The organism is Nitrosospira sp. NpAV (genome assembly GCF_000832065.1).
Taxonomy (GTDB): domain Bacteria; phylum Pseudomonadota; class Gammaproteobacteria; order Burkholderiales; family Nitrosomonadaceae; genus Nitrosospira.
On record NZ_JXQM01000001.1, the window covers coordinates 343159 to 356126 of the forward strand.

Below are 12968 nucleotides of genomic sequence, written 5' to 3' on the forward strand. Positions count from 1 at the left end.
CGATGAGCACTATTGCATTGCCGACACCCGCCGGGATACACCGTAGAGCAGCGACAGATGAACCCGCGTGGGTACGCAGGACGTTGATCGGACTGGCGCTAACGTTTCTGACACTATTCCTCTTCGTACCTCTTATCTCGGTCTTCTACGAAGCGCTAAAGAAAGGCGTGGATGTCTACTTTGCTGCCATTACAGAGCCGGACGCAGTGGCGGCGATCAAGCTTACCCTGACCGCTGCGGCGATCGCGGTCCCCCTCAATCTGATATTCGGCCTAGCGGCTGCATGGGCTATCGCAAAGTTCGAATTCCGCGGCAAGAACCTGTTGATTACGTTGATTGATCTGCCATTCTCGGTATCGCCCGTGGTTTCAGGGCTGATCTACGTGCTCATCTTCGGCTTGCAGGGTTGGTTTGGGCCGTGGCTGGCGGAAAACGATATCAAGATCATATTCGCAGTGCCGGGCATCGTTCTGGCCACGATCTTCGTGACGGTTCCGTTTATCGCCCGTGAGCTGATCCCGCTGATGCAGGCACAGGGTACCGAGGAAGAGGAAGCCGCCGTGGTGCTGGGCGCCAGCGGCTGGCAGACCTTTTTCCGCGTCACGCTCCCTAACGTCAAGTGGGGTCTATTGTACGGCACCATTCTTTGCAATGCACGGGCAATGGGCGAATTCGGAGCGGTATCCGTTGTCTCGGGCCATATCCGCGGCAGTACCAATACCTTGCCGCTTCACGTCGAAATCCTTTATAACGAATACAACTTCGCCGCTGCATTTGCGGTTGCATCGCTGCTGGCATTGCTTGCACTGGTAACGCTTGCACTGAAAACGTTCGTTGAATCCAGAAATGGGCAGAATAGGGACAGGGAGAATCCTAATGAGCATTGAGGTACGTGGTCTTTCCAAACAATTCGGGACTTTCGCCGCACTGCGCGATGTCAGTCTGGAAGTGCATTCGGGTGAGCTGCTGGCGTTGCTGGGTCCTTCGGGTTCCGGAAAAACCACCTTGCTGCGGGTGATCGCGGGTCTCGAGGCAGCGGATGCCGGCCAAATATTGTTCCAAGGTGAAGATGCGACCCAGCAACATGTGCGGGAGCGGCAGGTAGGTTTTGTATTTCAGCACTATGCGCTGTTCCGCAATATGACAATATTCGAGAACGTCGCGTTTGGGTTGCGTGTACGTCCAAAGGACAGCCGCCCTGCGGATGCGGAGATTCGCAATCGGGTCCACAACTTGCTGAAACTGGTACAACTGGATTGGCTGGCTGACCGGCATCCGCATCAACTTTCCGGGGGCCAGCGTCAGCGCGTTGCACTGGCGCGAGCGCTGGCGGTGGAACCCAAAGTGTTGCTACTGGACGAACCCTTCGGGGCGCTTGATGCAAAGGTGCGCAAAGAGCTGCGTTCCTGGTTACGCAGGCTTCATGACGAAATGCATATCACCAGCGTGTTCGTCACCCATGATCAGGAAGAAGCGCTGGAAGTGGCGGACCGGGTAGTCGTAATGAATGAAGGCCGCATTGAGCAGATCGGCACGCCGGACGAAGTCTACGAGCAGCCGGCGAGTCCGTTTGTCTACGAGTTTCTTGGCAAGGTAAACCTATTTCATGGTCGGCTGCACCATGGACGCGCCTGGATAGGGGGTATCGAAGTCGATGCGCCTGAGCATACCGAAGCTGAGGAACTGGCTGCTGTCGCATATGTACGTCCGCATGATATCCATGTTGACCGGGTGATTCACGATGGGGGCGCGCTTCCTGCGCGGGTTTTCCATATCCTTTCAGTGGGACCGGTGGTCCGTCTTGAACTTATCCGGGATGACAGCGAAGATAAGGAGCTGATCCAGGTAGAGATCAGCAAGGAGCGTTTTCGCGAATTACAGTTGGTTCGGGGCGATCGAGTCTTCATTAAACCTTCCCGCTTTGATTTATTTCCCAACCAAGTGCACTGAATCTAAGTGCAGCGGTTGATTGCTCATTTGCAGTCTAGGGTTATGATTCATGAAGAACTCATTATTATTTAATTCTTACCTCTCTTGAGCGAGCCCGCGACGGCGCGGATTGCGCACTTTCAACTACCGGATTTTAGGCTGAATCCGAATAGCCGTCATACTCAATTCCGTATTTTCCGATTTAAGTTATGCATCAATAAAAAAGCCCCAGCTCATAAGAGCTGGGGCTTTTTTATTATAGGTGCCTGGCAGTGACCTACTTTCGCATGTGAATACACACTATCATCGGCGCGACCTCGTTTCACGGCCCTGTTCGGGATGGGAAGGGGTGGGTCCAAAGCGCTATGACCGCCAAGCGTAACTTTATTATGGCAAGCGGGAGAGCAATGAATCTTGTTGTCTCATCGCGAGCCACATTCTGGAAGAAGTAAATTGGGAAGATTGCATCAGGGCAAACACCTGATATGTCTTTCTTAAGGTTATAGGATCAAGCCGCACGGTCAATTAGTATCGGTTAGCTTAACACATTACTGCGCTTCCACACCCGACCTATCAACGTCGTGGTCTTCGACGAACCTTTAGGGAGGTTTAACCCCCGGGAAGTCTCATCTTGAGGCGAGTTTCCCGCTTAGATGCTTTCAGCGGTTATCTCTTCCGCACTTAGCTACCCGGCGATACGACTGGCGTCATAACCGGTACACCAGAGGTGCGTCCACTCCGGTCCTCTCGTACTAGGAGCAGGTCCACTCAAACTTCCAACGCCCACGGCAGATAGGGACCAAACTGTCTCACGACGTTTTAAACCCAGCTCACGTACCACTTTAAATGGCGAACAGCCATACCCTTGGGACCGGCTACAGCCCCAGGATGTGATGAGCCGACATCGAGGTGCCAAACTCCCCCGTCGATATGAACTCTTGGGAGGAATCAGCCTGTTATCCCCGGCGTACCTTTTATCCGTTGAGCGATGGCCCTTCCATACAGAACCACCGGATCACTATGACCTGCTTTCGCATCTGCTCGACTTGTCAGTCTCGCAGTCAAGCACGCTTTTGCCATTGCACTATCAGCACGATTTCCGACCGTACCTAGCGTACCTTCGTACTCCTCCGTTACACTTTGGGAGGAGACCGCCCCAGTCAAACTGCCTACCATACACGGTCCCCGATCCAGATAATGGACCTAGGTTAGAACCTCAACAACATCAGGGTGGTATTTCAACGTCGGCTCCATGAGCTCTAGCGAGCCCACTTCAACGCCTCCCACCTATCCTACACAGATATTGTCAAAGTCCAATGTAAAGCTACAGTAAAGGTGCACGGGGTCTTTCCGTCTAGCCGCGGGGAGATTGCATCTTCACAAACATTTCAACTTCGCTGAGTCTCAGGAGGAGACAGTGTGGCCATCGTTACGCCATTCGTGCAGGTCGGAACTTACCCGACAAGGAATTTCGCTACCTTAGGACCGTTATAGTTACGGCCGCCGTTTACCGGGGCTTCGATCAAGAGCTTGCACCCCATCACTTAACCTTCCGGCACCGGGCAGGCGTCACACTCTATACGTCCACTTTCGTGTTTGCAGAGTGCTGTGTTTTTATTAAACAGTCGCAGCCACCATTTCTTTGCAACCCCCTTCCGCTTCACGCGCGAGGCGCTACACGTACCAGGGGCACACCTTATCCCGAAGTTACGGTGTTAATTTGCCGAGTTCCTTCTCCTGAGTTCTCTCAAGCGCCTTGGAATTTTCATCCCGCCCACCTGTGTCGGTTTGCGGTACGGTCTTCATTCAACTGAAGCTTAGTGGCTTTTCCTGGAAGCAGGGTATCACTCACTTGGCGTCCCGAAGGACGTTGCGTTATCACGCCTCAACTAAGCCGCCCGGATTTGCCTGAGCAGCACGTCTACACGCTTGAACCGGGACATCCAACACCCGGCCGAGTTAACCTTCTCCGTCCCCACATCGCATTGAACAAAGGTACTGGAATATTGACCAGTTTCCCATCAGCTACGCATTTCTGCCTCACCTTAGGGGCCGACTCACCCTGCGCCGATGAACGTTGCGCAGGAAACCTTGGGCTTACGGCGAGGGAGCCTTTCACTCCCTTTATCGCTACTCATGTCAGCATTCGCACTTCCGATACCTCCAGCAGCCTTCTCAAGCCACCTTCGCAGGCTTACGGAACGCTCTCCTACCATCTACACTTGCGTGTAAATCCCTAGCTTCGGTGCACAGTTTGAGCCCCGTTACATCTTCCGCGCAGGACGACTCGATCAGTGAGCTATTACGCTTTCTTTAAAGGATGGCTGCTTCTAAGCCAACCTCCTGACTGTTTTAGCCTTCCCACTTCGTTTGCCACTTAACTGTGTCTTTGGGACCTTAGCTGAGGGTCTGGGTTGTTTCCCTTTTGACACCGGACGTTAGCACCCGATGTCTGTCTCCCACGCTCGCACTCTTCGGTATTCGGAGTTTGCCATGGGTTGGTAGGCCTAAACGGCCCCCTAGCCATAACAGTGCTCTACCCCCAAAGGTGATACGTGAGGCACTACCTAAATAGTTTTCGGAGAGAACCAGCTATTTCCAGATTTGTTTAGCCTTTCACCCCTACCCACAGCTCATCCCCTAATTTTTCAACATTAGTGGGTTCGGACCTCCACGAGGTGTTACCCCCGCTTCATCCTGGCCATGAGTAGATCATCTGGTTTCGGGTCTACACCCAGCAACTAAACGCCCTATTAAGACTCGCTTTCGCTGCGCTTCCCCTATTCGGTTAAGCTTGCTACTGAATGTAAGTCGCTGACCCATTATACAAAAGGTACGCAGTCACGGAACAAGTCCGCTCCCACTGTTTGTATGCATGCGGTTTCAGGGTCTATTTCACTCCCCTCCCGGGGTTCTTTTCGCCTTTCCCTCACGGTACTGGTTCACTATCGGTCGATTACGAGTATTTAGCCTTGGAGGATGGTCCCCCCATATTCAGACAGGATTTCTCGTGTCCCGCCCTACTTGTCCCAATCCTAGTTCCACACTCAAACTTTCGCCTACGGGGCTATCACCCACTATGGCCCGACTTTCCAGACGGCTCGGCTAGTTCAAGTGCTAAAAATTGGAGGCTGTTCCCATTTCGCTCGCCACTACTTTGGGAATCTCGGTTGATTTCTTTTCCTCTGGCTACTTAGATGTTTCAGTTCGCCAGGTTCGCCACGCTTGACCTATGTATTCAGTCAAGGTTGACCCTTGCGGGCCGGGTTTCCCCATTCGGACATCTCCGGATCAATGCTCGTTTGCCAGCTCCCCGGAGCTTTTCGCAGGCTTCCACGCCCTTCATCGCCTGTAATCGCCAAGGCATCCACCACATGCACTTATTCGCTTGATCCTATAACCTTAAGGGCTCGGAATTGGAAATCAGGACTGGAAACAATCAAAAATTCGATCCAGCTCTGAAGCTATTCCAAACCAATTAGTTACAGGTGTCTGCGCGCACTGCATCCGACTAAAAATACAGTGCGTCGATACAATCTAACCCATTATTCCGCTTTCCTCAAACACGAGGCCCAAAAAAGCCACGCATTCGCTGAACGCGAAATATTTACTTCTTCCAAATTGTTAAAGAACGCAGGGAAAACATTATGAAAGCAAAGGTTGATGCAAAGCACCTCGCATGCTTCCTTTTATGATCCCCGAAATACAGCCGCTGGTTAAAAACCAGAAGTAAACGTTTTCGTTTACTTCTATTTTCTAAACTAATTAATCCCTGACCGCAGAATTGGTGGAGGTGAACGGGATCGAACCGATGACCCCCTGCTTGCAAAGCAGGTGCTCTCCCATCTGAGCTACACCCCCGTTAGCTGGTGGGTCTGGGTGGATTTGAACCACCGACCCCACGCTTATCAAGCGTGTGCTCTAACCAACTGAGCTACAGACCCTGAACAGAGCTCAAAAATAAGGGCCGGGGCTTCTCGATTTTCCAGCCTCTACACCTGAGCCCCCAGCCCTGCTTTATAGAACAACCGATAGGTTGTGGACACTTGATCCGGAATCTTCTCTAGAAAGGAGGTGATCCAGCCGCAGGTTCCCCTACGGCTACCTTGTTACGACTTCACCCCAGTCATGAATCTCACCGTGGCAAGCGCCCTCCTTGCGGTTAGACTACCTGCTTCTGGTGAAACCCACTCCCATGGTGTGACGGGCGGTGTGTACAAGACCCGGGAACGTATTCACCGCGACATGCTGATCCGCGATTACTAGCGATTCCGACTTCACGGAGTCGAGTTGCAGACTCCGATCCGGACTACGACGCGCTTTCTGAGATTAGCTCCCCCTCGCGGGTTGGCAACCCTCTGTACGCGCCATTGTATTACGTGTGAAGCCCTACCCATAAGGGCCATGAGGACTTGACGTCATCCCCACCTTCCTCCGGTTTGTCACCGGCAGTTTCATTAAAGTGCCCAACTGAATGATGGCAATTAATGACAAGGGTTGCGCTCGTTGCGGGACTTAACCCAACATCTCACGACACGAGCTGACGACAGCCATGCAGCACCTGTGTTACCGTTCCCTTTCGGGCACACTCACCTCTCAGCGAGCTTCGGTACATGTCAAGGGTAGGTAAGGTTTTTCGCGTTGCATCGAATTAATCCACATAATCCACCGCTTGTGCGGGTCCCCGTCAATTCCTTTGAGTTTTAATCTTGCGACCGTACTCCCCAGGCGGTCAACTTCACGCGTTAGCTACGTTACCAAGCCCGTTAAGACCCGACAACTAGTTGACATCGTTTAGGGCGTGGACTACCAGGGTATCTAATCCTGTTTGCTCCCCACGCTTTCGTGCCTGAGCGTCAGTGTTAACCCAGGGGGCTGCCTTCGCCATCGGTGTTCCTCCACATCTCTACGCATTTCACTGCTACACGTGGAATTCCACCCCCCTCTGCCACACTCTAGCCTTGTAGTTTCAAACGCAGTTCCCAGGTTGAGCCCGGGGATTTCACATCTGACTTACAAAACCGCCTGCGCACGCTTTACGCCCAGTAATTCCGATTAACGCTCGCACCCTACGTATTACCGCGGCTGCTGGCACGTAGTTAGCCGGTGCTTCTTCTTCCGGTACCGTCATTAGTCACAGGTATTAACCGTAACCTTTTCGTTCCGGCTGAAAGAGCTTTACAACCCGAAGGCCTTCTTCACTCACGCGGCATGGCTGGATCAGGGTTTCCCCCATTGTCCAAAATTCCCCACTGCTGCCTCCCGTAGGAGTCTGGGCCGTGTCTCAGTCCCAGTGTGGCTGGTCGTCCTCTCAGACCAGCTACTGATCGAAGCCTTGGTAAGCCTTTACCTCACCAACTAGCTAATCAGACATCGGCCGCTCCAAAAGCGCAAGGTCTTGCGATCCCCTGCTTTTCTCCTCAGAGATTATGCGGTATTAGCGCATCTTTCGATGCGTTATCCCCCACTTAAGGATACGTTCCGATGCATTACTCACCCGTTCGCCACTCGCCACCAGGGTTGCCCCCGTGCTGCCGTTCGACTTGCATGTGTAAAGCATGCCGCCAGCGTTCAATCTGAGCCAGGATCAAACTCTTCAGTTCAATACTGGTAAAACTCTCGCTTGACGTGTTACTGCGATTCCGATTTCTATCAAGATAGGAGCCGGAATCTACATCGTGCGAGCACTTCAACTCTTAAGCTACCCGGTATTTTGTCTCGAAAGACGAAATAGTTCCGGGTGTCCCGGTCAAGTGCCCACACCTATCGGCTGTAAATTTTTAAAGAACGATGCCGGCTACAAACTTCAGGTAGACGCGACAGAAGGCGGCATTATACAGATACCAGACAGAGGGTCAAGGGGTTTCTGGTACTTCCTTGCACTCTTTATCAGGAGAGGATAATTCTGGCGAATTTTCGTTTGCCTACTTGTACTACGGCGGTCTCTCCGCGACTTAGCTTGAGCGCTTTGTCGCCAACCTTTTCACCATTCAACTTGACACCACCTTGCTCGATCATGCGCAATGCTTCAGTCGTACTGGCCGTTAATCCGGCTTGCTTGAGTACTTGAGCAATGAGCAATCCTTCGCTTCCAGTATGCAACACTTTCTCAAGAATGTCACCCGGTATCGCGCCGCGCCTGAAGCGTGCCTCGAAGTCAGCCAGTGCGATTTCCGCATCGTGTTTGCTGTGAAAACGCGCAACAACCTCTTGAGCGAACAGGACTTTGATGTCGCGCGGGTTGCGCCCCTGCCGCACCTCCTGCTGCCACTGACGCACAACACTGATCGGCTCAAACGACAATAACTCGATATAACGCCACATCAGCTCATCGGAAACAGACATCAGCTTGCCGAATATCTCGGTGGGAGTCTCGGCGATGCCAATATAATTACCGGAGGATTTGGACATCTTATTGACCCCATCCAGCCCTTCCAGGAGTGGCATCGTGAGGACGCATTGCGGCGATTGCCCGAAATGCTTTTGCAGTTCCCGCCCCACCAGCAAATTGAACTTCTGGTCGGTGCCTCCCAGCTCGATATCCGCTCGGAGGGCAACCGAGTCATAACCTTGAATGAGCGGATACAAAAATTCGTGAATCGCGATGGGCTTGTTACTTCCATAACGCTTGCCAAAATCGTCCCGCTCAAGCATGCGCGCAACGGTATGGGTGGCCGCCAGCTTGATCAGATCGGCGGCATTGAGCTTGTCCATCCATGTGGAATTGAATACCACGTCAGTCTGCTCGGGCTTGAGTATCCGGAAAACTTGATCTGCATAGGATTGCGCATTCTCATCCACTTGTTCCCGAGTGAGGGCGGGACGAGTCGTGTTCTTGCCGCTGGGATCACCGATCATCCCGGTGAAATCGCCAATCAGGAACAAGGCGCGATGCCCTAAATCCTGCAGGTGACGCATCTTGTTAAGCAGAACAGTGTGCCCAAGGTGCAAATCCGGGGCGGTGGGATCAAATCCAGCCTTGATCCTGAGCGGACGATCCAGGGCAAGCTTTTGCGCGAGCTCCTCTTCCACGAGGAGCTCGCTGCAGCCGCGCTTGATGATCTCCAGTTGTTCCGTTATTGGCCTGATCACAGCGGCGCTTTGGGCATGCTACCCATGGTTATCCGCCGCAAAACTCCAATTGATCAGTTTGTCGAGCACAGCATTGACATAATCCACGCGACGGTTCTGGTAATCAAGGTAGTAGGCATGCTCCCACACGTCTATGGTCAACAGCGGCTTTAATCCCTTGGTCAAGGGTAGATCCGCATTGCTTGTCTTGACCACCTTGAGCTTGTCGCCATCCTGCACCAGCCAGGCCCAGCCACTGCCGAATTGGGTCGTCGCCGCCGCCGCCAGTTCTTTTTTGCACGCTTCCACGGTATCGAAAGATGCTTCGATTTTTTTCTTCAATGCCGCAGGAGGTTCGCCCCCGCCCTTTGGGGACAGGCTATTCCAGTAGAAAGTGTGATTCCAGATTTGCGCAGCATTGTTGAAAATACCGGCCTTATCCGCTTGGCCGGCTGTTGCGGCAATGACCTTTTCCAACGACAAATCCGCCAGCTCCGTACCCGCTACCAACTTGTTCAGATTATCGACATAAGTCTTGTGATGCTTGCCGTAGTGAAAGCTCAGCGTATTGGCGGATATAACGGGGTCCAGCGCATTATCCGCGTAAGGCAAAGGCGGCAGAGTGTGGGGCGCACTTCCAGTTTTTTGATCGCTCATTGTTTTCGCTCCTATGTGGTGACATGAAAAATATCCGTTCCATTGCTCTTATGTGGAAACGCAACGAATCGAACCCATATAAACAACACTTGAAGGGAAAGAGTTGATGCGTGATTGACCATGCATCCGGTCAGGCAATATGAAAGCAAGTATATCCGAAAATAGCATGCCACCGCACTTGAGACCGGCGCAGAAACTAAACCTTGCGACGGTGCCGCCGCCTGCAACCCGGTTTAACCTATAATCGGAACATCAAATCCGCTTTCATAGAGACAGAAGCGGCGAATCCATCCCAGGAACAAGCATGACGGAACCCATCATTACCTGCCCTCACTGCAAAACCGAAATCCGGCTCACCGAGTCGCTTGCCGCACCGCTGCTAGCCGCCACGCGCAAGCAGTTCGAGCAGCAGCTTTTGCGGAAAGATGACGAGATCGCGAGACGCGAACTCAGCATGCGGGAAAAAGAGAGAGAAATGACAGAGGCGAAACGCACCCTGGATACCCAGGTAGCCGATCGAGTCGCCGCGCAGTTGAATATCGAACGTGTTCGCGTTATTGCCGAAGAGTCCAGAAAAGCGAGGCTTGCCAGCGCCGTCGAGCTGGAAAACAAGATACGGGAGCTCGCGGAGCTTCAGGAAGTACTCAAAGGTCGCGACGAGAAGCTCGCCGCGGCGCAAAAAGTACAAGCCGATCTTACCAAAAAACAACGGGAGCTCGATGATGCCAGACGCGAATTCGAACTTACTGTGGAAAAACGCATACAGGACGGACTCGGCGAAGTACGCGCGAAGGCCAGGCAAGAAGCGGAGGAGGGACTTAAGCTCAAGGTGATGGAAAAAGATCAGACGATTGCATCCATGCAGCAAAAGATTGAAGAGCTGAAGCGCAGGGCCGAGCAGGGATCGCAGCAGCTTCAGGGAGAAGTGCAGGAGCTGGCGCTCGAAAACCTGCTGCGTGCCAAATTCCCGTTCGATGCGATCGAGCCGGTACCCAAGGGCGATTACGGCGGGGATGTATTACATCGTGTCGTCGGCACGGAGGGCCAGTTCAGCGGCACCATTCTTTGGGAAACCAAGCGCACCCGGAACTGGAGCGATATGTGGCTCGCCAAACTGCGGGAAGATCAGCGTACCGCCAAAGCGGAAATCGCCGTAATCGTGAGCCAAACGTTGCCAAAGGGCGTTGAAACCTTTGAAATGGTTGAGGGCATCTGGGTAACGCATCCTCGCGCCGCGCTGCCTGTAGCGCTTATCCTGCGCCAATCATTGCTGGAGATCGCCCTGGCGCGGCAATCCTCGGAAGGTCTGCAAACCAAAACGGAGATGGTCTACCAGTATCTCACCGGACCGCGTTTCCGCCAGCGCGTTGAGGCCATCGTCGAAGCGTTTTCCACCATGCAGGACGATCTCGATAAGGAACGCAAGGTGATAATGAAGCAATGGGCGAAGCGCGAAGAGCAGATTATGCGTGTTATGGGTGCAACGGTGGGTATGTATGGGGATTTGCAGGGGATCGCGGGCAAATCGCTGCAGGAGATCGAGGGACTTGAATTGAAGAGTCTGGGCCTGAACGACGAGCATTTGTAATAATTTCTTCCAGCGAACCCATAAACGCTGCGCTCTTTGCCGTCCGCTGAATCGACTCAAACGTTAGGCCATTTTTGATGCGTACCGAATACATTCTGGAGCTGTGCGACGCCTCAGGCGAACACAAGCCAATTGCCCGATTCCGGTCATCAACCCCGTTTATGGCGGTGCATGCCGGCGACCGCTTCGATGATACAGGATGGGAAAGATTGGATGGAGTGGGAGTCATTGCTTCGCTAGAACAGCCAAGGCGATATTCGGTTCATTCAGTCAAGCATCTCATTTTGCCAAGTGCCGACAGACTGGTTGTAAAATATTGCCTGAACTTAGCGCCCTATACTGGACCCCGCTCTCCGGTGTGGGGTGACGACTGACAATCTCCTGACTACGGAAGGCGGGGTTCTGATGCAACATGAGAATGTTCCCCAACGCGCGCGCGAGACGGTAGACGCCATCTACCGTTCCCACTCACGCCACATCTTTGCTACGCTGATCCGCCTCCTCGGCGACTTCGATGTCGCCGAGGAGGCGCTGCATGATGCCTTCAGGGCCGCGTTGGAGCAATGGCCGCGTGACGGTGTGCCAGCCAAGCCGCAGGCATGGCTCGTTTCAACAGGCCGCTTCAAGGCAATCGATGGCATACGCAGAAGAGCCCGATTCGAGCCGTTGCCGGACGACTTGGCAGAACGGCTGGCAGCCGACAGCGGCGATGAGCTGGATGGTGAAGGGGTAGAGGATGACCGGCTTAGACTTATCTTCACCTGCTGCCATCCTGCCCTGTCTCCAGACGCTCAAGTGGCGCTCACTTTGCGCGAGGTATGCGGCCTCACGACCGAAGAGATCGCCCGTGCCTTCCTGACCGCCGCACCCACGCTGGCCCAGCGTATCGTGCGCGCCAAGGCGAAAATCCGCGATGCGCGCATTCCCTATCAGGTGCCTTCACCGGCCGAGCTGCCGGATCGAGTGGACAGCGTGCTGCGGGTGATCTATCTGGTATACAACGAAGGTTATTCCGCGTCATCGGGCGGAGCGCTGATGCGTTCCGATCTCTCGGGTGAGGCGATCCGCGTAGGCAGACTATTGATTGAATTGCTGCCGGAGGCCGAGGCGCTGGGACTTCTTGCGCTGATGCTGCTGCAGGAATCGCGGCGCGCGGCGCGCAGTGCGCCGAACGGCGATCTGATCCTGCTGGATGATCAGGATCGTTCACTCTGGAACATGGATTACATTACGGAAGGATCGGCGCTGGTGGAACGGGCGCTATCGTCGCGCCGGTTCGGCCCGTACGCCCTTCAAGCCGCGATCGCGGCCGTCCACGCCAACGCGCCCTACGCTGCGGCGACGGACTGGGCTGAAATCACCAGCCTCTACGATATACTGCTGCGCACCGATTCATCGCCTGTGATCGAACTGAATCGCGCCGTGGCGGTGGCCATGCGTGACGGACCCCTGCCAGGCCTGGCACTCATTGATGCCATCCTGACGCGGGGCGATCTCGCCGACTACCATCTGGCACACTCGGCACGCGCCGACTTGTGCCGGCGGCTCGGACGGACGAAAGAAGCCCGGGCCTCCTACGAACGCGCCTATAGTCTCGCCCGCCAGGAACCCGAACGACGGTTTCTTGAACGCAGATTATGCGAATTGCGGGATTGAAACAGTTCCCCGCCACGCCTGTGGAGCTTTGGAGAGCGACCCGATTATCGCCCCCGTCCAAGAAAAA

The 12968-nt window shown here is 54.0% G+C and carries 6 protein-coding genes, 2 tRNA genes and 3 rRNA genes; 4 read left to right on the top strand and 7 right to left on the bottom strand.

What is annotated here, in order from left to right; all coding sequences use genetic code 11:
- The first annotated feature begins 2 nt into the window (after positions 1 to 2).
- Positions 3 to 887 (top strand): sulfate ABC transporter permease subunit CysW, encoded by an 885-nt coding sequence (cysW, locus tag SQ11_RS01445; protein ID WP_041512321.1) that lies wholly within the window; start codon positions 3 to 5, stop codon positions 885 to 887.
- Positions 877 to 1950, top strand: coding sequence for a sulfate/molybdate ABC transporter ATP-binding protein (locus SQ11_RS01450; RefSeq protein WP_041512322.1), 1074 nt, complete (start codon positions 877 to 879; stop codon positions 1948 to 1950). Before cysW ends, SQ11_RS01450 begins: the two co-directional genes overlap by 11 nt.
- A gap of 243 nt (positions 1951 to 2193) precedes the next feature.
- On the opposite strand, the gene rrf is transcribed toward SQ11_RS01450, so the two are convergent.
- The 7 genes from rrf to SQ11_RS01485 all read right to left on the bottom strand — a co-directional run bounded on the left by rrf (position 2194) and on the right by SQ11_RS01485 (position 9657).
- Positions 2194 to 2306 (bottom strand): 5S ribosomal RNA (gene rrf, locus SQ11_RS01455).
- A 127-nt stretch (positions 2307 to 2433) separates the two neighbouring features.
- A 23S ribosomal RNA gene (locus SQ11_RS01460) occupies positions 2434 to 5323 on the bottom strand.
- Positions 5324 to 5714: 391 nt separating this feature from the next.
- Positions 5715 to 5790, bottom strand: a tRNA-Ala gene (locus SQ11_RS01465).
- Between the two features lie 6 nt (positions 5791 to 5796).
- Positions 5797 to 5873, bottom strand: a tRNA-Ile gene (locus SQ11_RS01470).
- Positions 5874 to 5996: 123 nt separating this feature from the next.
- A 16S ribosomal RNA gene (locus SQ11_RS01475) occupies positions 5997 to 7532 on the bottom strand.
- Together the 16S, 23S and 5S rRNA genes with 2 tRNA genes alongside form the textbook arrangement of a ribosomal RNA operon.
- Before the next feature lie 286 nt (positions 7533 to 7818).
- Positions 7819 to 9021: a tyrosine--tRNA ligase gene (tyrS, locus tag SQ11_RS01480; RefSeq protein WP_156972381.1), complete on the bottom strand. Its 1203-nt coding sequence runs from the start codon at positions 9019 to 9021 to the stop codon at positions 7819 to 7821.
- A gap of 18 nt (positions 9022 to 9039) precedes the next feature.
- The gene (locus tag SQ11_RS01485) at positions 9040 to 9657 is read right to left on the bottom strand and encodes a superoxide dismutase (protein WP_041512323.1); all 618 of its coding nucleotides are present in this window, start codon (positions 9655 to 9657) and stop codon (positions 9040 to 9042) included.
- Between the two features lie 304 nt (positions 9658 to 9961).
- On the opposite strand from SQ11_RS01485, the gene SQ11_RS01490 reads away from it, so the two are divergent.
- Both SQ11_RS01490 and SQ11_RS01495 read left to right on the top strand, forming a co-directional pair.
- The gene (locus tag SQ11_RS01490; protein WP_041512324.1) at positions 9962 to 11245 is read left to right on the top strand and encodes a DUF2130 domain-containing protein; all 1284 of its coding nucleotides are present in this window, start codon (positions 9962 to 9964) and stop codon (positions 11243 to 11245) included.
- 363 nt (positions 11246 to 11608) lie between these two features.
- The gene (locus SQ11_RS01495; protein ID WP_232297847.1) at positions 11609 to 12901 is read left to right on the top strand and encodes an RNA polymerase sigma factor; all 1293 of its coding nucleotides are present in this window, start codon (positions 11609 to 11611) and stop codon (positions 12899 to 12901) included.
- Positions 12902 to 12968 lie beyond the last annotated feature (67 nt).